Origin of the sequence: Butyrivibrio sp. (genome assembly GCF_017940685.1) — a bacterium.
Taxonomy (GTDB): domain Bacteria; phylum Bacillota; class Clostridia; order Lachnospirales; family Lachnospiraceae; genus Butyrivibrio.
In genome coordinates this window covers 26,276-48,006 of sequence record NZ_JAGAYD010000178.1, presented here as the reverse complement: position 1 = coordinate 48,006, position 21,731 = coordinate 26,276, and the positions used below count along the sequence as shown (strand labels likewise).

Below are 21,731 nucleotides of genomic sequence, written 5' to 3'. Positions count from 1 at the left end.
GGCTATTTGCATTCTTTGGTTGAAACGTCTCTGACACGCTGTTTTAGCTTGTGCAATAACTGGTTGAAACCATCCTTCATGTATGCAATTCCAGTTTCATCCCAAGTTATTAGTATGCTTTAAGTATTCAAAAGCCAGCTCAGATTAGAACGACTTGGACAACCCTGATTCGTTTCTTTTACCTGGTCTGCATGTGTTTTATGGTAGTCAAGAAATGATAGTCTGCACCTTATCTTCCATATGCCGCCTCTTTTATCAAGATAAAACGGATTGTCGATATCCTGCCGGTAAACAGGCTTAGCATCGCTTTCATTCAGTGCTTGGCCAAGAAGGTCGAGTGCGGCAGACATTGGCTTTATTCCAAGGATTAGATACATGCGTTCAAATCTCTGTTTGGTTTCTTCATCAAATGAGATCGGTACTGTTACCCGAAGATAACTATGCGCATAATCCAAACGCCTTATGGTACACCGATCCCTATATGTCTGAATCAGGTGTGCGGGGATGGGATTCACATCCAGTGTATGCCAAATAATAAAAGAAATGATATTATCATAGCCATCTATGTGCAGGTACCTGCCATAAGATAAAAAGCCATTTTTCGCATGTTGGGTGAGTGTGTAATTTGTACATTTACTCATATAAGTTATGTATTCCTCATGTTAATTAGTTTTTGATGGTACATATGTCCTTTTGTGGCACGTAATATCATTGCTTTCATGTGATTTTTCAACCATCTATTGCACAAAAGATTTTAGATTGCGTTCAATCATTCAACCACTCATTGCTAATACCCATACTTTTGATTGCATCATAGATATGTACCTCGCTTTAGAAAGAAAACTACTTTTCTTAATTGGCTCCTGTGCTCCCGAATCCGCCAGCTCCACGCTCAGTTTCATCAAGAGTGTCTACTTCCGTAAATTCCACGGGAAGATAAGGCATAACAACAAGCTGTGCTATGCGGTCGCCGGTCTTTATCGTCTGCTCTTTGTCTGTGTCATTGTGAAGTGCTACTATAAGCTCTCCACGGTAATCACTGTCGATTACGCCGACTGCATTTGCGGGCCTTAATCCCTGCTTTGTAGCAAGGCCACTCCTGGCATAGATGGCTCCAAAATATCCATCCGGAATTTTTGCAGCAAGTCCTGTTCCAACTTTTACAGTCTCATGAGGCTTGATCTTAAGAATTCCCATTAAAATATCAGTGTTTTCCTTGTTAAGCTCAATTGTTGTGCTCTGACTCATCCTGAGGTCGTAGCCCGCAGCTTTTTCACTCCCTCTTGTAGGGAGCTGCGCATCTTCTGATAATTTTTTTATTTCTACTTGCATATGCTTACCTTCCTTTACTGTTCGCTTACCTGAATACCGTTAAGTTCGATATCGCCCTCAAGCACAACTACTATACAGTTTTTACCATCTACTTTCTTTTTCTGCACAAGGCCTGTCTTATCAGGCTTTATCTTTATCTCCACATCAGGAGCTTTGATATTGAATTTACTTATTTCCATAAGATTCTGAGGAGCAAAGTCTGTTGTGTCATTGCCGCCTGCCCTCTCATAGATATGATCAAAATCTGAAAGCTTTGAGTCGTCTACTCCGGCCTCTTTTAAGATGGTCTTAATATCTTCCTTGTCGAGTTTTTTATCATTTGCATTTATTTTTGCTTCTTCTGCCATCTGGGAGAGATTTTCATGCAGAGTCTTAACAATCTCAAAACCTGCCTTATCGTCTGTGACTTCTGCAATAATATTCTCGAAAATTCCCTGCTGTTCTACTGATGAAGTAGGAGCAGCTGTCCCGGTAAGAGCCTCTATAAATTCAGGATGTTCATCATCCGGTTTTTTGGTGAAATAAAGCATTCCTGAAAGATCGGCCTGCCTGTCATTAAATGCTGGATATAAGAATCCGTTTATTGGCTTTTCTACAATCTGAATCTGAGTTGATGAGATCATGCGGCCAGTCTTAGTATCAAGAGTAAGTCCTGCCTTTGTTGAATGTACGGGACAGATAACTGTTACCATGAATTCATAGGTATCTGTCTCGTCTTCGAGTTTTGCTCCGTCAGATGTTTTTACAGGAACATCGTAAACACCATGGCCTGCTACAATAAGGTAATTTTCATTAAAATCGATACTTTGAATGATCCTATCGAAGAATGCATCTCTTACTGCGTCGTTAGTAAACATATCCTTGTAGGTACGCTGTATCTCTTTTTGAGCAGCTATAGATGAAGCTGATGAAGTGTATTCAAGATTGATCAGTTTCTTTCCGATTGTTCCAGTCAGGGCAGAGCTTAAGAGCTCAATGTACTTAAACTGCTCTTCTTCCTCAAGCTGCAAATACTTTTCTGTGTTGGATATCAGCTTCTCCTTATTCCCATTTACAAAACAAGTGCATATCGTATTTATACAGGGAATGTCGTTCACTGTTATCTTGAATGTCTTTTTAATTTCCATTACATTTGATTTGTTCATGGGTTCTCCTTCTTATTGGGAAAAGTTTACTTATGGGGGCTTTAATGCTTTTTTCAATTGCCTTTTTATAGTGAGCGGCTTTTTCTGTGAGGTTTTCGAAGCTCTCGCTTCTTTCCAGTAGCAGTAAGGGCTTATCGTTCTCATCCGCGGAATTAAATCTGTATATTCGCCCTGGATAATGAGAGACATATTCTCCTTCTTCTAAAGTTCTTAGCAGGTAACTTCCGAATAATTTTGTTTCCAGGGCAAGATAAACAAGCCTTTCCGTTTGAAAGGTTTCTATTTTTATGAGTTCGATCTGATTTCCATTAAAATCTTTAAATGTGTTCATGGCCCAATCCCCATATAACTTGAAACAACTCTTATGGTAACTGCAAAAATAACGGTAAAGATTATTACTCCAACAAGTACCGGAATAATAGACCTGTAATCGATATCACGATTCCGATATTTATGCTCTGACAAAACATGCCCGCATTTATCACACTTTATATACATCTTTTCATTTGACTTATATGACTCTATCTTTTCTGAGCCGCATATGGGGCATTTGTGCTTCTCTTTTTCCTCGGTCATCATCTGCTCAATTCTTAAATCAAAATCCATAGAAAAATCCTTTTTATCACTGCGCTTCACTATTGCTTAATGTGTCATAAATCCTGTACTGCCTGTCAGGATGTTTTTTGGCATCGGAAGTTCCTTTTTGTTTCCTGAATGCTGTTCTTGCCTTTGCAATGTCGCTAAAACGACATTTCTTACCGTTGTAGCTGCATGTATGCCACTGTGCCTTTTCTGAGTCTCTTTTCTGAACTACGTACATTCACAATCCTCCTTATAAAAATGGGTTCATCATGTAAATATATGAATACAAGCTGCTTGCGAGCAGTTTTTCATGTAGTTCTGCTGCGGGCGGTGCAAAAGCTGAAAGATATGTAAGAAGCATCATGAAAAACCACATCTTGATAACTGATATGAGCGCTCCTGCAATAATTCCCAGTACTCTGTCGGGAATGGATATAATAAAACCTCTTCCAAGTACTTCTATCAGAATTTTTACTGCTATTCCTGAAAGTGCATAAATGATGATGAAAGCAACTACATTCCTTGCAATATCGCTTTTATCCTGCTTAAGGTCTTCTTTTAATTCATCTGCGAAGCTGTTTTCAATATCAAAAATTGTTTTCATTGAGTCGTCTTCATCGTATTCAGGCAGGATCTGACTCTCTCTTGTGTAATTCTTTATTATTTCTTCTGTAATGTACTTTGCTGATTCATAGGCTGGCTGAGATATCTTTTCTGTAAAATCCCCCAGGACAAGGTTTCCTGTGCCTGCGACAGACAGGGCAAGTATAAGGGCGATAACGGGGCTTGCTATTGATAAAACGCCTCTTCTTGCGCCCTCAATCGCAGCCTCAACGACAAGTATTATGATAAATAGACATACAAGAGCCGGTGTTCCCATATTCTTACTCCGTTACCGTGATTATCGTGTCTTCATCGTAGCTAAGATCGCCTGTTTCTGTTGTTACAGTATCTATTTCAGTGTCGGTATAGTGGTATACCTTTACTACGTAGCTTCCGCCATTTATGTAAGGTACATTACTGTAAAGAACCTTGTTTTTAGCTTCGTGTTTAAGCTCCTGCGTGGTTCCATCAGGAAATACCAAAAGGGCATAGATCTCAGGGTCTTTGTCTTTGGAATTTACGCTTGTCTTATACTTCACAACAAACTGGGTATTTTCCTGTGCTTCATCGAAAGCAAAGTTGTATGTTTCCTGTGTTATTTCCTGCTGATTTGCACTTGATACGATATTTGCCTTTGTGATGGCTATGTCCTTGGGCTGAATGTAGATATTCCATTTTCCGGCCATGGCTTCTAAAAGACTTATCGTGATAAGCGACTTGGAATAGTCAACGTTAAGGGAATACTCGGTGCCGTCAGGACTTACTGCCTTTCCGGTAATGGATTCGATGTCGTTGATAGATGTAGAGTCGTAGTTAAGATTTATCGTTACATTGGCCATTCTTACATCAAATTCTACGGAATATTTCTGAGCGTAAGCGTCCTCTGCGGAGTATTCATCAGAGTAATAAGGCTCATTCATGCTGATATCGAGTTCATTGGTGCCTTTTTTATCTGCGATATATTTAAACATTCCTGCGCCCTCGATATAGTAGTAGCCGCTCTTTGCATCTTCAGGGAGAGACAAGGCAAAATAACCATTGGCGGTGTTATCTGCTTCATTTATCTCGTAATATTCAAATTCCTGTAATGCGAACATGTCGGCCTGAAGCTGTGATGATGAAAGCTTGGTGCCGGAATAATACTCAAGGGTATAAATGCCGTTCTCTTCAAGGCAGTCAAATATTCCGGTATCATTTATCATGCTTTCTGATACAGGCTGATTATTGATGCTGACAAGCTGAAGGCTTGTAGAATATGTTTTCTTTCTTAATGTCTTGTAGACATTGCTATCCTCGGCAAGATTCTGATCCGTGCTAAGGTCTAGTGTTCCGGTATCTTCGTTCTTCTTAAGTCCGAACATTCCAAGAGTATATCCGATAGTCTCATAGCGGATTATCTCAACCTTTTTAAAGGCTGTGCTCTTTGTGGCAAGAGCGATTATCTCGCCTTTATAAAGTGTGGGTACGGTCTCGAAATCGAGTCCAAGAAATACTGTCTTTTTGTTTCTTCCCGATTCTGTGCTTGTGACATTGTAGGTCTGGGCTTTATATACCTGGACAAACTTCGTGCCGTTCTTGATGTAGTAGACATCATCTTTAAGTTCTTCTTTTGTAAGCTGAACCTGAGCATACTTGTTCTTTTTTCTCTCAATGATGTTGGTGCATCCGGTCAGAAGTGGCATCACAAGGACGATAGCCAGTGCAAGAGGAAGTATCTTATGAATTTGTCTTGATTTATGGTCTTTCTTTTTTAGCAACGTAAGTTCCTTTCAAGATCCTCTGGATAGTATTGGGGCTGCAACCGTATTTGATAGCGAGGTCTCTGATTGATGGACCTTTGGAGTCCCACTGCGATGTAGCCTTATGTTCGAAGTCATACTGACTTTTGATTTCCTCGCAGGTGGCAGCATCGAATTTGCTACCGCCCTCTGCGTTAGAGTCATATAGATGTCTGTTACTCTTTTCGACCTTTAACAGGTCTTCTACGTCATATTCCGGTTCCGTAGTTCCCTTTTTACTGACAATTGAATACATTCTTGTCAGCTCCTCACCTGTAAAAAGTGAATACAGGAGCCTTTCGACACACATCTTCTTATTAAGATTTCCTCCATCGGGAGTTTTTGATATCAGATTGACATAATGGCTCCCTTTGATCTTTTTCTGTCTCAGTTCATGGCCGTTCTTGATGTTCACGATCCTGCCATTTCTGAATATTCTGTAATTGCCGTAGTCGATATAGTCGGGGTACTGCATTTATTTTGTTCCTTTCGATCGTCTGTTTCTTCGTCTTGAAAGCAGTTCTCTCTTCATCTGATAAAGTTCCTGCTTGGTTCTTGCACAGATATACATTTCAACAACGTAATCTGCGAAGATGATAAGTAAGATGACTCCAAGAATGATCGCGATATATCTTGGGTCTGTCATTGTGTTTTCAATTATCAATTTTTCGCCCTGTTCAAGTAGCATGTACTGTCTCCTTATATTTCGATGAGCTGACCTGCAAATACCCTGTACTCAAGCTCAAGGTTTATTGATTTTTTGATCTCGTTGAGTTTTGATGGGTTATCCCCGACAAATTCCCTGATATATTCATCAGTAATAGAATCAAGGTTTTCCGTGAGCTGGCAGCTCTTGATCTCCAAGATGAGCTTTAAAATATCGTCATAATCCATGGCTCTTAGATACTCTTTGGATTCCTTGTCGGTAGGATAAAACTCAGTCTCAAGATATTCTTTTAGCACTGAGCCAATGAAAGCATGATTAAGAGCTTTTCCTGTTGCCTGATTGAGCATCCCTTCAAGGATCTGGAACGCATTAGACAGCTTATTTTTGTTGCCCATGTTGTTTCTGACTTCCACGTAGGCATTAAAAAGGATTCCGGGTGAGATTTCCTTGATAGCCTTATTTACTTCTCTTTTTAAGATGGCGGTATCCTTATTGATAAAAACAATGTCGTTATCTCTTAGAACTGTCATCATAGGCTCTTTTCCGGGTGCAATCCTGATGTCATATTCTGACTGGTTATCCAGAATATCTCCTAAGATATCGCTGTAAATATCAACGATGATATAGTCCTCTTTGTCATATTCTCCAATGACCAAAAGGGATACTTCTCTTCCATCTTCATACTTGACTTCTTCGGCCTTTGCCCAGTCTTTTACTACTTTGTATAATTTCATCTTTTCTTTTTTGACCTCCAAAAAGATAAATACACTGATTGTATCTGTCACTATATTACACCTATAACCCAATTTAAGCAATAACAAAATACACCAATGGCGTAAATTTTAAATTGTTTGTGGCAAGGATTTTTCGCACACATTTGTGTTTTGTATGCTACAATATAAGCATTAAAACAAAAATGTGTATAGTATACCGAAAATGCCTAAAAAGTAAGTATCTGACAGCGTTTGCGGCGTTTGAGAAGGATAAAAATGAAAAAATATAATAACACTAAAGAAAGAGTTCCATTTTATTACAGATATTTTGGACGGCTTGTAGATGCCGGAGTTGAAAAGGTCCATTCCAAGGATGTTGCATCAGAACTGGGCTTTAAATCAGCTAACAGCATTGTAAGAGATTTCAACTTGTTTATTGAGAATGCGGGAAATATAAAATACGGCTACAATAACACCTTTATGTACAATAAATTTAAAGACCTTATGGATATCGGAATTGGTGTCAATGTTGCCGTTGTTGGAGAAAGCCTTCCACTTTTTAATAATGCAGAATGTAGTAGGCGCGGATTTCATATTGTCGGTACGCTGGATAAGATAGATACAGAATTGATAGAGGCTCATGAGATACAGGCTCTTATTCTGACAAATAAAGATGCTCTGGCAGATTTTGGAAAAATCCCCGACATTGTAAAGGTCATAATCAACTTTACAGGGAAAGAAATTGATGATGCCGGTATGGGATTTTACGTGGTAAATATTGATATATTAGAGCTTTTATCAAATGCCTGGTATCTAAAAGGCAAAAAAGAATAGGATAATCAAACTTGTTGAGGGTTTGCCGTCCAAGTTGAGGGTCTAAGATGAGGGTTTACTTCAAAAATGGATTGACTTGTTGAGGGGCAAACTTGAGGGTTTGGTAAATTGAACAACGATTAAGGGATAAGGCGATGATACCTTATCCCTTTTCTCGTTAAATTATACTTCCAACATTTTATCCACCAGCATTTTCTGCTCGCTAGTAAGCTTTCTGTACGCATCAATAACACTTTGCTCTTTCAGCGACATTAAATCTATTATTCGTCCGGTGATAAGCTCTTCCGGTTTAACATGAAGTGCAGTCGCATATCTAAATAATTTTTCAATAGTAAGCTCTACAAGACCATTTTCCACGTTATCTACATCGTCTTCGGATTCTCCTATTTTAAGCGCTAGTTCTGATTTAGGGCAATGTTGCAACATTCTTATGCCTTTAATTCTAGCGCCTACAAGTCGGCTCTCATTGGGTTCACAAGTATATTCTTTCTTCACTGAACGAGAGATGATTTGAACATCAGGAAGTTTAACCTCTAATAAGTTTCTATAATATAGTTCTTGCTCTAAATATATATTTCTCTCACGCTCGTCTCTTGTCTTCCTAGCCTTTTCAAAATAATATTTACACCACTCTGAACCTGCATCCTGTAGTTCACTTTTGTTAGACAATATACCACCTAAAACAATATAACCTGTATCATGCCGATGCAATGAAACAATCCTTACGCCATATATTCCTGACTTCAGCGGTTCTGCGTAACTTTCTAGGCATTCCCTATATGAATCATCGCCCCGATATTTAGCATCTATCATATAATCGTCAGAAGTGTCCTCAAAAAATCTGAACAGACCTTTTTCTAAATCCAAAGGCACAACTAACTGCACTATTTCATTTTGTAGATGCCTTTGATATTTCTTATATCGCTGCTCCTCAAGTGAACATGTTTTTTGTTTTGCCATACGATTCTCCTTATTGAACAGGTATACGGATATAATATCGTATTTTGTTTATGCAGGGCAATGCAAATTGTTTTGCGTTAATTTTCTGTAGTGAAAAACGGAAAGAGATCAATGTACTTCAATTTAATATAGTGACAGCCCCTCAATTAAGCCCCTCAATCACGACCCTCACGAAGGTAGACCCTCAACAACTTTGATTACCCAAAGAATAATAGATAATGCAAGAAGGGCTATCCGCTATGGACAGTCCTTCTTTAGATGTAGGAAGACTTATATGTATGAGCAAGCATTTAGTAAACTTGCTGCCATGTCTTATTGCCCCCTGTAACAAGGGTTATCGTGCTGCCTTTATATGTAAGGAAAGACTCTCCGGCTTTTTCAGCCTGTATTATGGCAAGTTTTTCATCGTCAGTGCCACATAAGCTTATGTTAGTGTGGCTTCCTGTGACAAAGTATATATGGCTTCCAACCTGGTATGTGTATATCCTTTCGGAACTGCCAAGCTGTTCTTGCAATTCAAGGATGTCTGTGCGGTTGTTTTGAATATCATCCGTGTCTATGATCACAGATGCTCTTCCATCCTCGAAATTGACAAGGAGTTCGCCTTTAGAGTTGATCGTTGCACTAAGCTCAGATGGCTCTTCAACCTGAGTCACAGCCTGCGCTACAGGAATGGCTGTAGGATAGCTTGCAGTAATGGTCACGTTGTCATCGGGCATTGTGAATATCAAAAGGACATATCTGTTCTGTTCAGAATCAATAGCATATCTTGTCAGGAAGAATGTATTTTCTCCTGTGTAAGAAGCTGCATTGTCTATAAATGTGAAAGAACCGCTCTCTTTTGCTATCGTAATGCTGCTATCGTCAATATAGTGACCGCTTTTAGCATAAGGAATAGCATATACCACAAGGTCTCCTGCTCTCTTTGTAACAGTTTCTGTCCCTGCGCTTCCGGCATCAAATGTGATAGTCTTATTGTAGGTTGAACCACCACTTAAGAATGGATTAGCCGAGTAAACGATGCTGACACCTACTCCATCTTTTATGTAGGAGCTGATATCTGATGTAAGAGTGCTTAATGTGATTCCCTCTACCGGCATATAAATGTTGCTTACCTGCCAGAGCGAACCGGTAAGGCTTTCATCATCATTACTGCGCCTTAGGTTATTGGATGTATTATTTCCGTAGGCAGTAGCTTCTTCATATACAGCCTTAATGTTCACATCTCTTGCGGGCATATAAAATCCCAGGATCGCCTTACCCTCAGAAATATTTACATCTCTGTATGTATATTTTGGAAGTCCGTCTGTAGCCCCACTTGTCAGATCCTCCCATCCTTTTAAAAGATAGGTCTTGTTGTCATTTGACGTTATCTGCAAGTCCTGTCTCAGTTCAACGTATACGCCTTCTGTTTTGCCTTCAAGTGTTGTAGGGCTTGAAGCGGCAGAGTCATTTACCTGTGCATATACATTGATGTCATATTCTGTTGTGTCTGCAAATACCGGTGTTGCCCTGTTAAATGCTCCTACAATAAAGAACATAACAAGAAGTGTTGCTGCAAAAAGGGAAATTTCCTTTGCAATGCTTTTAAAACTGATACCCATATCTATAAACCTCCAATCCCATAATTACTTGTGTCCACTAGGAATTGTCATTGTTACTGTTGTCTTACCATCTGAATTGGTTGTTATCGAATAAGATGGAAGTGTATCACTTAACTCTCCCATACTGTTTATTGTGTAAGCCTGTAAGGAATCTATCTTATTAGTAAGAGAGGTATTGTAGTTGGAGATGAGGTTTTTGAGCTCTGTCTCTTTTACGCCAAGCTTATTTGCAAGCTCTTTTATCTTGGAATCATCACTGCTTGAATTGGATGAAATGAGAGCTGTGAGCTGTTCTACTGATACTCCAAGTTTATCTGACAGCTCCTTAAGTTTTGCACTGTTTGATGTTTCATAAGCTGAAAGGAACTGTTTTACATCATCCTCTGACATGCCATATTTCTTGACTACATCATAGATATCTGAATAGGAATAGTTGTTTATGGTCTCAAGCATCTTCTGAAGCTCAAGGGTCTGTTTGTTCAGGGCGTCTATCTGTGCCTGATACTTTTCAATAAGCGTGTTGTTATCTTTTAAAGTCTCACTGAGTTGCGCTTTTACGATATCGTTTGCAAGCTGACTTATCGTTTCGGATGCAACTGTTGTAAATTCTGACTCAAGATATGTCTTAACCTGATCCATAAGGCTCTTAAGCTGCTCGTCTGTCAGGTTTTCTACGTCCATAGTGGCTATGGAGTCATTAAGGTCCTTGCTTATCTGTGCTGCAATCCTGCCCATTTCAGCTTCTGATACATTTAACTCTGAACCGGAAAGTGCATCAAGAACGTACTTCTTCGTTGCATAATTGTCTCTGTAATAAGTGTTCATAAACAGAAATACAATGAGCACTATTGCAAATGCTGCTCCAACGCTTGAGAGCGTTACAATGAGTTTCTTATTTTTCCTTGCTCTTGCTGTGTTTGTAGCCATCTTTAAATTCCTCCTACATGAAAATATGCCGAGTAATGTTCTGTTTCTGTGCCAACTTCTCCGTCTCCAAATTTAAGGACATATTCTTTGCATCCGTTTGGTACGGCGTAAAATACTTTTATATTTCTCAAAGTCTCGTTGGATGAATCATCTTCTATGTCGTAATCAACGTAGTATGTTCTCTGTGGTGCAGGAACACCTCTATACTTTAGTACGTTTCCATCAACACCAAGCATTCTTACGTCTATTTCATGTCCCGGATCTGCTCCAGTGTAAATGATGTCATATTCGGCAACCTGCCAGGAATAACCAAGTGGTGCTTCGAAATAGTCATACCTTGTGGTAGATGAAGCCTGCTTCTTTACTATTTCAACTGCATCATTTCCGGTGTAGACGGCTTTTAAATGGACCACGGGGTACTTTATCTCACCGTCAGAATCAGAATTTACCATGATACCGTAATTACCGGTCTTTAAAAGAGAATAGATGTCTGAACTATAAACCTTTTCTTCTGTAAGATCTCTTTCTCTTTGGTTCGTGCGTACCTTTTCATCACTTTCCGTGGAAACAGCTACAACTTTCACTTCTTCTGAGGAAGGTTCTTCTATAACAGGCTCTGTGGTTTCTGGTGTTTCTTCTGTCTCTTCCGGCTCTGACCAAGGTTCCTCTGTTACCGCTTCTACTATTTCAGTGACCTCTGTTGTTTCTTCTGCTTCCTCAGCTTCGCCTAGATCGAGGATTACTTCATCTGTTTCTGTGTCGGATTTCGAAACTTCTGTAGTAGCCGATTCTTCTGTTTCCACCACGGGCTCGCTGATTGTATCAGCCTCAGGGATGGTTCTTTCATTGGCCGCTGCTTCGGTAGTTTCAAGATCATTTATAACTACGTCATAATCCGGGGTATTGGTCTGTATAACGCTTTCTCCGTGAGTTGCTTTCATTGAGCTGACTACTGTATCGATTACCGCAAGCTGCTCTTTTGATATGTCGGATAAGCTGCTTCCTTTTACTCCTGCAAGCACGCTCCATTCTTCTGTACCATCTTCTATTACTGCAAGGCGGCCTACATAGTCACCATAAAGCTCTGTTGTAATTGAGATATTTTCTGCAACATCCCCGATTATCTTATACACGCCGTCCTCTGTAGATTCCGTATAGCTGAACTTCTTGCCAAGCTTGGAACACATTGAATCAATGACACTTGAGGAAGAAAGAGCGCTCTCTTTTGTCTCTGTTCCTGAGAAGTTATAGCTTGTGCCTTTATTTGCAAGAATGACAAGCTCATCCATACAGAAGAACATATACTCATCTTCTCCATTTGCGTAGGAGTAGATGCCATCTGTTGTAAATTCCTGATCGTTGGCAATCCTTGTTACTGCGGTGGCCTTATTTGAAAAGTTTTGAGGAATTTCAAAGGTAATCCCGTCTATGCTTGATATCGTTGTATAGCCTTCGCCGCCTTCTTCATACGATGCAGCCTTTTTGCTGCCACAGGCTGTGAGCATCATTGCAGTGCTCATTACAAGGCACATTGTTTTAATAGAATTCTTTTTCATAGTCTCCTTTTTATGTATTGCATCAATTTTCCTAAAGGTGTATTTATTATAGGATAAATATACCGCAAAGCTCTCAATTTTTCAAGTGGTAGACATAGAGAAAACGCCCAAAGCATATATGATGCAAAAGGCGTTTTGTATCTGAGAAAATCAGTTTTGATTAGGATATGTTTCAGGTATGGTTACTGTAACAGAATTTGTTATGCTATTGGTCTCATAAGAAGGAGCTGCTGATTTATCAAGCTTGGTGTCTCTAAGTTCCTGAATGAGTGTTTCAAGGTTCGTATTGAGTCTGTCAAGCTTATCGGAAAGCTCCTGCTTATTCGCAGCATCCTCAGCCGATAATTCGCTTGCTGTCTCGGCAAGGTCAGCAACGGTCTGATCAATCCTCTCGTTCAGATTGCTGCTTGTCTGATTAAGCTTTGATGTAAGCGTATTATTTGTTGTTTGTAAGAGGCTTATAAGGTACTGCTTGTCTGCGGTATCTGACGCCTGAAGTGATGCGGTTGCTTCACTTATGGCCTGTTTTCTCGCATCTATTTCAGCCTGAAGGCTTGCTGCTATCCCCGAATCAAGTGAGGAAAGCTGTCCTTTAAGAGCTGCATCTGCTTCGTTTAATGCTTCCATGACTGCTTCTAATTCTGCGTAGATATCTTCATTCGTGCTTAAAGTATTATTCTGCAATTTCTTAAGCGCGTCATTAAAAGAAGTTGTTGCTTTTTCAATCGATGAATTAAGTTCATTTTTGTTTGATGTCTGTGCCCCGGACAAAGTATTTATCTGTGCCTGGAGGTCACTGTCTTTCTGCTTTAGTTTTGCAATCTCGTTATTATAAGTATTCTGTATCTCAGCTATCTTGGCCTGAGTACTGTTCTGAGTTTCCTTGATACTTGCAAGAGTATTCTGAACAGACGTATAAAGGTTCTTTGTTTCGTAAACTTCGCTCTCAAGCTTCTTTGTATAGTCCTGAAGCTCTTCAAGAACTATAACCTTAACAGATGCAGCAATATCATTGGCTTCTTTGTCGGTATACTCCTGATAATGCTGCCTTACGATATCGTTAATATCGCTCATGAGCTGATCCACTACAAGATCTTTGAGTTCGTCCTTATACTCAGTAGAAATCTGACTGATAACCAAGGATGCAACGGTATCTGCAAGCTCCGCTGCTCTCTCATCATCTGTTTTGTTGTCTACTGTCCCAGTACTAGCGTCAGTTACAAGATTGCTTTCTCCAAGAGGTGCCTGACTTATGATGTTGGTTGTGATCTCTCGGTTTAAAGCATCCTTGAGGTCGGTCTGTAATGCTTTGACTGACAACAGCTGTATATTGTAGATAAGAAACTGCATAAGTAAAATGATCAGTATTGCAGCCCCAACAAATAATTCTTTTTTCGAGAATCTGATTTTCTTTAGTTTCACTTTTTAGCTCCCTTCTTTGCCTTTTTCTTGGTGTTGGCAAACTCGAATTCTACTTTTCCCTTGTTAAGTTTTAATTTTGCTGCAAATAAAGTCCCTTTATTTGAAATAAAACCTTGCAGTTCCTCTGTATGTCCTTCTGTAATAAGTGCCATTGCATCTTCTCTTGTGATGTGCTTCTGGCTTATGGTCTCTTTTACGGTTATCACATCCTTGCCGTCATATAAAAGGTATGCGGATAAGTTGTTTCCGGTGTCCTTCTCCTTAAAGCCATCTATAGGTCCTATGACCATATCTGTAAAGAGCCTTGACATTTCATCCTCTGTAATGAGCCTTCCATAGGATGTGTGGAAGAATTTCTTGCCACATGAACATGAATATGTGTATTCATCCTTTACCATGGGCTTTCCGCATTTAGGACAGATAAGTGACGTACTCTCAGTATCTCTGATGAACTGTACCTGGCCATCAACAAGACCAAGGGCAGATGTAAAAGGCTTACCGCTTTTTGATGTAAAGCCTTCAAGAACATCTGTCTTTCCGCCGGATAACAGGACCTGGATTTCTTCATCAGAGAATGCCCTTCCTGCTATTGTCTTTGAAAATGCGAATTTACATGCCTTCTTATCATTCTTTGAGTATTTACTGCATATAAAGGCTTTTTCAGTCTCATAAACGGTCTCTCCACATACAGGACATGTTCCAGCTTCTGTTCTCTGGGTTTCAGGTCTTTCTTCCGCAGACTTGCTCTTTATGGTGTCTACGGTTTTAATGACGAAACTATAGAGTTTTGTTTTATAGGAGTCGGGTGTGATCTCTCCATTTTCAATAGCTGAAAGACCTTTTTCCCAACTTGCTGTCATTTTAGGCGATAACAATGAAGGAACATTATCCTTAACTATGTAATAGACCTCATATCCTATTCCGGTAGGAGTAAGTATCTGAGTCTTCTTATCGAGTGCTATATATCCTAAGGAGACGAGCTTTTTAATAACTTCTGCTCTTGTAGCTGACGTACCGATGCCGCTTCCTTTGATCTGGGCTCTTAATTCCTCATCTTCAATAAGCTGTCCTGCGTTTTCCATTGCAAGAATGATAGAACCTGATGTGTACCTCTTGGGCGGTTTTGTTTGTCCGGCATTAAGTTTATATTCTGATGAAACCTTTTCTCCTGCCTTGAGTTTTGCTATTACAGGAGAAGCTTCCTCGTTTTCTTCATCTTCTTTCCCAAGAACCTTTAAGAATCCAGGGGCTGTGAGTACTTTTTGATTTATGTAAAACATTTCCCCGGATGAGTGCAAAAGCTCTACTGATGACTTTGCATATTCCGCAGCCGGATAAAAGATAGACAAAAATCTCTTACAGATAAGCTCGTATACATTCTTTTCGAGATCAGATAATCCATCTTCGAACTGGCCTGTTGGAATGATCGCATAGTGATCTGTTATCTTGGAATCATCTGTATAACGCTTCTTCTCTATCCCTATCTGCCAGTCATTTGCAAGGATTTCCTCTGCATAATCAGATATCGCCTCGTAATCCATAAGCCCCTCAAGGTTTTTGTCGATCTCCTTGGCAACTGCGCTGGATAACACTCTTGCATCTGTTCTTGGGTAAGTAGTCATCTTCTTTTCATAAAGAGCCTGAGCTACTTCAAGAGTCTTATCAGGACTTATCTTGAATTTCTTTGAGCATTCGTTCTGAAGCTCTGCAAGATTATAAAGAAGTGGCGCGTTCTTTTTCTCGGGTTTATTATCAACAGCCTTTATTGTAAGGGTTGGATCTTCTTTAAGCATGGCTATAAGAGCGTCTGCATCTTCTTTAGACTTAAAGCCGCTCTCATCATATAGCTTATCTTTGTATTTTCCATTTTTATCTGTCTTCCAGTGTGCTGTAAATGACTCGCCATTTGCGCTGCATAGAGCATCAATCTTATAAAAATTCGTGGGCTTGAAATTCTTTATAGCCTCTTCTCTGTCTATTATCATTCCCTGCACGCAGGTCATGACGCGGCCCACTGTGATGGGAACATATTTAGACGAATTGATCTTCCGATTAAATTCATATCCAAACTTACAGGAAAGAGCACGGCAGAAATTGATACCCATAGAATAATCTTCTATGGCACGCATATAAGCTGCTTTTGAGAGGTTGTCGTATGCGCTTTCAGGTTTTGCTTCTCTTATGCCTCTTCTTATTTCATCTTCTGTCTGCGAGTCTATCCATACTCTCAGGATCTTCTTTTTGCCCTCGACACCGGCTTGAGTAAATACAAGTCTTTGAATATATTCCCCTTCTCGTCCTGAGTCTCCTGCATTATAGATAACATCAACATCTTTGCGGTTTAAGAGTGATTCAACGACCTTATACTGGTCCTTTACATTTTTGATCACTTCGTATTTATATTCTGATGGCAAAAATGGGAGATCGGCCAGATTCCATTTAGCATATTTCTCGTTGTATACCTGAGGGTATGAGAGTGATACAAGATGCCCTACGCACCATGTAATTATCCATTCATTATTTTCTAAGTAGCCATCCTTACGCCCGAACACCTTAAGTGCCTGGGCAAACTGCTGCGCTACTGAGGGTTTTTCTGTGATTAAAAGCTTCACTGATGGTCTCCTTTCACTAACGCAAATACACACATGGCGTATTTTAAGTATAATATATTACATTCCGGCTGTTTTTTCAATACACAAAAAAGCGCCTGCACTACGCAGACGCTCGAATTTCGCATATCAGTCATTGTACTTTTCAAAGAGGTTACTGTTTGGAAAGCTTTCATAAGAACCAGTCTCGTAAGGATCTACATGAGTTGTTTTTTTCTTTTTCTTTTTAGGCTTCTCCCTTAAGACTACAGAATCCGGGACTGCGCTTCCCATCTGAGTTAGGATTACAGAATCTGGGACTTCGCCTCCCATTTGGGTTTTCGCTTCTTCAAGGTCGTCCATGAATTCATCTCGGCTGCTATTGATAACGGCTCTTATATAGTCATCATTTATCAGAATCTCCAAGGTTTTTCCGATAGAAAGAGCTTCTTTCCCCTCTCTTTTTCCATAATACTGCATGAGCTTATCAAGCTTTAGGGCGGTTTCTTTTGTCAGCCTGAAGCATTTGGTCACAGTCCTGCCATCCTCTACCGCGGGTCTTCCGGGGCCTTTTACCTTGCTGTTTTCTGTATCTGTATTGTTAGCCATTATTGTTTCTCCTTTACCGTATCAATTATAAGGGATTGTCCGTAATTTTTGCAATACATTTATTATTACTCCAAATGTGTATCATAAATTGTCGATCCACTGAGGACTTCTGATAATAACTCCTTCCAGTGTCTTTTCTGATTTAGCCCTCTCTGAGAAGCTGTCCTCGATGTAGTACATCTTCATTTCGCGGGGAAAGACCTTCCTGTAGGCTTCAAGCACGGAAGTTTTGTCTACATCTACACTGACCCCGATATAGTCAAGTACATTAAGGCCCGGGCAGTGTTCACTTACCCATATCTTCTTTGCTTCAAGCATAAAAGATGAAGCAGATGACATAACATAAACGACTGCCTTGGAATTTGGGTCTTCCTGCTTATGTAAGAGCCAGTCGTAGAGCTTTTTGTTGAGCATACTCTCTTCATAGGCTTTCTTTGCAATATATTCAGGTGGTGATGTAATAAAGTGTCTTGAGCTTATCCTGTGGGAATGAAGGCAAATGGTATCATCAAAATCTATGAATATTTTATCGTTCATGTTATCCTCCTATCGACCTCATCATCATAAAGGCTGATGATATAGGCTTTTTATCTGTATGTTCACTTAGAGTATCCTTTTTCACCGCTTTTATCTCTGCCGGTTCTGATGCGGGTTTTATCTGAGGTTTTATATCTACCGTCTTTGTTTCCTGCGGTATTTCTTTTGTTTCTAACTGCGTAGTGATTGGTGCATGCGCTCCTGCATCTAAATATCTTTTTATTTCCAGGTATTCTGAGATGGATATCGTGGCAAGAGGTCGTCCTGTTACCTCTGAGTATTCAGTTAGTAGCTGTTTAATGTCATTCATGTCTCCCACCTATAATAATATCCATCCGGCGCTACTTTCTGGTCATTACAGTGATTTATGATCGTCTGAAGGTTCATAAAACCCTTCCTTGCGGCTGCTGTAGCTGATGGAAAAAATTCTATCACCTCTCCTGTTTTTTCGAGTTTCGATACCGGTTTTCGCCTTCCTTTAAATCCGTGGATTTTCCCAAGTTCCCTTCTCGAGCATAGGATAAGGTTTTCGGGCGCGTTATCCGTATGCAGGCCGTTTTTGTGAACTACCGAATAATCATCCGGGATAGTTCCCTTGAAAGCTTCATATACAAGTCTTGCAACAATGAGATCTTTGCTCTTTCTGTGTCCAAGGCTGTATCTGACCTTGTACTGGTTCTTAGGTCTGTTGGTGCCGCCATTGGCCCATTTACATAAGACTCTGTATGTGCCATCTTTGTAGGCAAGCCTTATATTGCCTTTGCTTGAAGCCTGCAAGTTATCATAGCCCGGCACATCCTTCCAAATTTCGGCTATCTTCTTTGACATAGGCATGCCTTAGCTTGCTTTCTTTTCTGCTTTCTTTGCTTCCTTAGGTGCATCTGAGATAGAGATTTCCTTTGCCACTCCGGGGTCCTGCGCACACATGATACGAAGGAATCCAAGTACATTGCAGTACTCGGGGTTAGGAAGAACAATGATATTTGAGAATACGGCCTTAAGCTCTGCCTCAATATCCTTTGATGTTCCGCCTATTGCAATGACCTTCATAAGGTCAAGGGACCATTTCCTTGAGTTGCACTGCCTCTTTACTTCCTTTGCATGGTTTAAGAGGACTCTCTTTATTACTTCCCTTGACTCTTCTGCCTGCTCTTCTGAAAGGCCGTACTCCATGGGAAGCACCCTGTCGGCACTCTTAAGGACGTTGGCTGCTATCATTTCCTCGGTGGGTACTACGTGGGATGAGAGCTCCTGTGAAAGCTCCTGTATAAGAAGCGCTCCACCAAGATCGGCTGTAATGGACTTGTCCATGACAAGCTCAGTCCCCTGCCAGTAGGTTGCATTAAGGTTGAGGTTTCCGATATCGATAACGCCGGTGATGGAAGTTGGCTCGATGGAATTATACATTTCATCAGAGAAAAGAGCTCCGATCGACTCAGGGAATACATATCTTCTTCCAATGGTAAATGTCTTTGATATGACCTCGGAGCGGGAATCTTTCTTGATCCTTACGGTCACTTCGCCTTCGGGAAGAATATAATCCTTAAAATCCATTCTCTTTGTCACATTAGCCCATTCGTTAGCAGGAAGGCCGATCGCTACATTGATCGTGTCGTTCTCATTTGAAGATGCGAGCATTCCGAGAACTGTAAGAACACAGATCCTGTGTGTATCTGTCTTCTTGTCAGTTATAAGCTCAGCTCCCTGACCTCTTGCACCGTTACCTACCTTGTACTGTTTACCATCTATCTCTACAACGTAAGTGTTCTTTTCTATGGCATCGTCCCTGAAATCACCATCAGATACCTTTGTCCTGATGCAGAATTTCTTAACGAGGTCTCTTTCCTTGCTGTACTCAGCTACCTTTGTTGCAAATTTTCCACTGTCTATTGCGATAAATCTTTCCATTTTATTCTCCTTTTTAAACTGTGAGAGTTGCGGGCAGTATTTCCTTGCCTCTGGTTACATCTATATATGTCCTGTCCAAGAAATCATCCAAAATATATTTGGTTGCTATGTAGTATTCGTGGCAGTAATAGTAATATGCCAGTGCTACGTTTTTATACTTAAACAGATCTCTTGGGTTCTTGATGTGATATATATGACATTCTTCAAGAGCTTCATCTTCTGTTTCATCGCCATCATCAAACATATCGTCGTAAAAGCTCTTGTCCTCGAATTCATACTTGGAAACATCTTTTGTCCAATGCGATATGGGCTGCCGGCCTTTTGAATCATCTTCTTCTGAAAGGAGCTTTCTTAGAATATTGTCTTCCGAAATTTCCTCTCCAGAATTGACGTTTTCATTAAAAAGCTCGATGAATTCCGAGCGGATCTTATCCATGTCAGATAAGTCTATCTGCATCTTGTTAGATATGATGATCGCAAGGCACATGTCCATATCCAGTATTAGCGGGTTAAAAAAGGGGCATCCGTCAGGGACAATCCCTGCTTCGTACATAGCATCTATAAAACCCATGCTTATAGTTTTTCCTTTTTCGACTTTTTTAAGCTCGTCTTTTATGGCTTTATAAAGCTTTGGACTTGTTTTTCTGAATATAACTCCTGCCTTAGCATCTTCTAATTGATATATCTTCATAAAAATTACTCCTCGCCTGCGATGGCTCTATACCCATCATATTGCCAAAGGCCTGTATTACTTTTCTTGGCCGCATCAATAAGAGCTTTGAATTCTGAGGCATATTTTGTATTTGGCTCAATGGTCATCTGCCTGCAATAACCGTTTTTAGCGATTATGGCATTGGCCATGAAATTAAGATCTGATGTATCATTACGGAGCCATACATAAGCAAGAAGCCTTGAGTATTTATCATACATTTCAGCATCTGTTTCAATATAGATTGTATCTACATCTTTCAAAAGCTCCTTAGTGTATGTGCTTGCCATTGTGCCATATTCATTATTCTTGCTCTCGTCGGCATTTACCGATTCGGGAGTATCTATTCCGATAAGTCTTATCCGGTATTCAAAGCTGTCTTCCCCAAGAGCAACGATTGTGTCACCATCTGTTACGCTAACAAGTGTCATTTTCTCAAGATTTGACTGCCCATTACTCTCTTCATTCGTCTTGGCAGCCGAGCCTGAGGTTTCTTCCTTTGTAGCGTTTTCTGCAATTTCAGCAACTTTGTCAATTATGAATCCTGTGACATCCTTGGCAACTTCTGTTGTGTCGCCGCTTTCTATTCCTTTGCCGTATTTCTCAGTAATCTCATCTGCCTTTTTGTCTATGTTGGAACCGATGCTCTGAGAGTTTGTTCCAAGATCTTCGTCAATTGCCTGGGCAATTCTTTCTGCGGAACATCCGCAGGTAAGAAGTGTTACTATCAAAATTATGGGTAAAAGTAGCTTTTTCATTCTTCTTCCTCCTTGACATCGCCATCCTTCTTTGCCATTTCGAGCCAGTGGAAGAACAGGCTCATATGTGCGTCTTTCCATTCTTCCAGCGCGGCGTTTGTCTTAAATGCCAGTGTGACACAGGCAAAGTCGTTCTTTTCTTCAGGAAGCTTGTGATGGTAAAAAGCTCCGATAAAATCATCGGACTGAGTGTTTGTTTTGAGCGCTTCTTTTAGTGGTATGTGATATTTGTGTGGTGTAAAATCATCACATGCTTGTGCTTTTATTTGTTTGTCATCCAAATCTTTACCAAAGCTTTTGCTGCTTTCATTGTGGCAAACCATGCTGTTATGGCTTTCCTCGAAGGTGCAGAACCGGCAAAGAGCGCATATATTTTCTTTCTTATCTGACATATATTTTCCTTTTTGGTGTACTTATATTTTTAATACACTTATAGTGTACACTAATAGCAAAATAAATGCAATACATTTATTATACAAACAGCTATTTTGCGCAAAAA

26 protein-coding genes are annotated in these 21,731 nt (G+C 40.1%); 1 reads left to right on the top strand and 25 read right to left on the bottom strand.

Going from position 1 to position 21,731, the window contains the following annotated elements:
- Positions 1–119: 119 nt before the first annotated feature.
- From J6I68_RS11625 to J6I68_RS11575, 11 genes are all read right to left on the bottom strand, one after another.
- Positions 120–455 (bottom strand): hypothetical protein, encoded by a 336-nt coding sequence (locus J6I68_RS11625; RefSeq protein ID WP_292220510.1) that lies wholly within the window; start codon positions 453–455, stop codon positions 120–122.
- A gap of 397 nt (positions 456–852) precedes the next feature.
- Entirely contained in the window at positions 853–1,332 is a 480-nt protein-coding gene (gene dut, locus J6I68_RS11620) for a dUTP diphosphatase (protein ID WP_292220509.1), read from the bottom strand.
- A 14-nt stretch (positions 1,333–1,346) separates the two neighbouring features.
- On the bottom strand, positions 1,347–2,477 hold the full coding sequence (locus J6I68_RS11615) for a DUF4317 domain-containing protein (RefSeq protein WP_292220508.1): 1,131 nt from the start codon (positions 2,475–2,477) through the stop codon (positions 1,347–1,349).
- On the bottom strand, positions 2,449–2,808 hold the full coding sequence (locus J6I68_RS11610) for a hypothetical protein (protein ID WP_292220507.1): 360 nt from the start codon (positions 2,806–2,808) through the stop codon (positions 2,449–2,451). Before J6I68_RS11610 ends, J6I68_RS11615 begins: the two co-directional genes overlap by 29 nt.
- The gene (locus J6I68_RS11605) at positions 2,805–3,083 is read right to left on the bottom strand and encodes a hypothetical protein (protein WP_292220506.1); all 279 of its coding nucleotides are present in this window, start codon (positions 3,081–3,083) and stop codon (positions 2,805–2,807) included. Before J6I68_RS11605 ends, J6I68_RS11610 begins: the two co-directional genes overlap by 4 nt.
- 16 nt (positions 3,084–3,099) lie before the next feature.
- Positions 3,100–3,297, bottom strand: a complete 198-nt coding sequence (locus J6I68_RS11600) for a hypothetical protein (RefSeq protein ID WP_292220504.1) — start codon at positions 3,295–3,297, stop codon at positions 3,100–3,102.
- A 12-nt stretch (positions 3,298–3,309) separates the two neighbouring features.
- Positions 3,310–3,939 (bottom strand): CvpA family protein, encoded by a 630-nt coding sequence (locus J6I68_RS11595; protein ID WP_292220503.1) that lies wholly within the window; start codon positions 3,937–3,939, stop codon positions 3,310–3,312.
- 4 nt (positions 3,940–3,943) lie between these two features.
- Positions 3,944–5,419, bottom strand: coding sequence for a hypothetical protein (locus J6I68_RS11590; protein ID WP_292220501.1), 1,476 nt, complete (start codon positions 5,417–5,419; stop codon positions 3,944–3,946).
- The gene (locus tag J6I68_RS11585; RefSeq protein WP_292220499.1) at positions 5,397–5,915 is read right to left on the bottom strand and encodes a hypothetical protein; all 519 of its coding nucleotides are present in this window, start codon (positions 5,913–5,915) and stop codon (positions 5,397–5,399) included. The genes J6I68_RS11590 and J6I68_RS11585 overlap by 23 nt, the downstream gene beginning before the upstream one ends.
- Positions 5,916–6,128: a hypothetical protein gene (locus J6I68_RS11580; protein WP_292220497.1), complete on the bottom strand. Its 213-nt coding sequence runs from the start codon at positions 6,126–6,128 to the stop codon at positions 5,916–5,918.
- A gap of 11 nt (positions 6,129–6,139) precedes the next feature.
- The gene (locus tag J6I68_RS11575) at positions 6,140–6,841 is read right to left on the bottom strand and encodes a hypothetical protein (RefSeq protein ID WP_292220495.1); all 702 of its coding nucleotides are present in this window, start codon (positions 6,839–6,841) and stop codon (positions 6,140–6,142) included.
- 255 nt (positions 6,842–7,096) lie between these two features.
- Between J6I68_RS11575 and J6I68_RS11570 the strand changes: the two genes are divergently transcribed.
- Positions 7,097–7,654 (top strand): winged-helix domain-containing protein, encoded by a 558-nt coding sequence (locus J6I68_RS11570; protein ID WP_292220493.1) that lies wholly within the window; start codon positions 7,097–7,099, stop codon positions 7,652–7,654.
- Between the two features lie 162 nt (positions 7,655–7,816).
- On the opposite strand, the gene J6I68_RS11565 is transcribed toward J6I68_RS11570, so the two are convergent.
- The 14 genes from J6I68_RS11565 to J6I68_RS11500 form a co-directional block, all read right to left on the bottom strand.
- Positions 7,817–8,614, bottom strand: a complete 798-nt coding sequence (locus J6I68_RS11565) for a helix-turn-helix domain-containing protein (RefSeq protein WP_292220491.1) — start codon at positions 8,612–8,614, stop codon at positions 7,817–7,819.
- A 290-nt stretch (positions 8,615–8,904) separates the two neighbouring features.
- Positions 8,905–10,218: an InlB B-repeat-containing protein gene (locus tag J6I68_RS11560; protein WP_292220489.1), complete on the bottom strand. Its 1,314-nt coding sequence runs from the start codon at positions 10,216–10,218 to the stop codon at positions 8,905–8,907.
- Between the two features lie 24 nt (positions 10,219–10,242).
- The gene (locus J6I68_RS11555) at positions 10,243–11,145 is read right to left on the bottom strand and encodes a hypothetical protein (RefSeq protein WP_292220487.1); all 903 of its coding nucleotides are present in this window, start codon (positions 11,143–11,145) and stop codon (positions 10,243–10,245) included.
- A gap of 2 nt (positions 11,146–11,147) precedes the next feature.
- Positions 11,148–12,701, bottom strand: a complete 1,554-nt coding sequence (locus tag J6I68_RS11550) for a hypothetical protein (RefSeq protein ID WP_292220485.1) — start codon at positions 12,699–12,701, stop codon at positions 11,148–11,150.
- A gap of 150 nt (positions 12,702–12,851) precedes the next feature.
- Entirely contained in the window at positions 12,852–14,123 is a 1,272-nt protein-coding gene (locus J6I68_RS11545) for a hypothetical protein (protein ID WP_292220483.1), read from the bottom strand.
- Positions 14,120–16,735: a type IA DNA topoisomerase gene (locus J6I68_RS11540; protein WP_292220481.1), complete on the bottom strand. Its 2,616-nt coding sequence runs from the start codon at positions 16,733–16,735 to the stop codon at positions 14,120–14,122. The genes J6I68_RS11545 and J6I68_RS11540 overlap by 4 nt, the downstream gene beginning before the upstream one ends.
- Positions 16,736–16,861: 126 nt before the next feature.
- On the bottom strand, positions 16,862–17,320 hold the full coding sequence (locus tag J6I68_RS11535; protein WP_292220479.1) for a hypothetical protein: 459 nt from the start codon (positions 17,318–17,320) through the stop codon (positions 16,862–16,864).
- 81 nt (positions 17,321–17,401) lie between these two features.
- The gene (locus J6I68_RS11530) at positions 17,402–17,857 is read right to left on the bottom strand and encodes a hypothetical protein (protein ID WP_292220477.1); all 456 of its coding nucleotides are present in this window, start codon (positions 17,855–17,857) and stop codon (positions 17,402–17,404) included.
- A gap of 1 nt (position 17,858) precedes the next feature.
- A complete protein-coding gene (locus J6I68_RS11525) occupies positions 17,859–18,167 on the bottom strand; it encodes a hypothetical protein (protein ID WP_292220476.1) in 309 nt (102 codons plus the stop codon).
- A complete protein-coding gene (locus J6I68_RS11520; protein ID WP_292220475.1) occupies positions 18,164–18,685 on the bottom strand; it encodes an HNH endonuclease in 522 nt (173 codons plus the stop codon). The genes J6I68_RS11525 and J6I68_RS11520 overlap by 4 nt, the downstream gene beginning before the upstream one ends.
- A 9-nt stretch (positions 18,686–18,694) precedes the next feature.
- Positions 18,695–19,765: a ParM/StbA family protein gene (locus J6I68_RS11515; RefSeq protein ID WP_292220474.1), complete on the bottom strand. Its 1,071-nt coding sequence runs from the start codon at positions 19,763–19,765 to the stop codon at positions 18,695–18,697.
- Between the two features lie 13 nt (positions 19,766–19,778).
- Positions 19,779–20,456, bottom strand: coding sequence for a hypothetical protein (locus J6I68_RS11510; RefSeq protein ID WP_292220473.1), 678 nt, complete (start codon positions 20,454–20,456; stop codon positions 19,779–19,781).
- A 5-nt stretch (positions 20,457–20,461) separates the two neighbouring features.
- The gene (locus J6I68_RS11505; protein ID WP_292220472.1) at positions 20,462–21,232 is read right to left on the bottom strand and encodes a thermonuclease family protein; all 771 of its coding nucleotides are present in this window, start codon (positions 21,230–21,232) and stop codon (positions 20,462–20,464) included.
- Positions 21,229–21,624 (bottom strand): hypothetical protein, encoded by a 396-nt coding sequence (locus J6I68_RS11500; RefSeq protein ID WP_292220471.1) that lies wholly within the window; start codon positions 21,622–21,624, stop codon positions 21,229–21,231. Before J6I68_RS11500 ends, J6I68_RS11505 begins: the two co-directional genes overlap by 4 nt.
- Between the last annotated feature and the right edge of the window lie 107 nt (positions 21,625–21,731).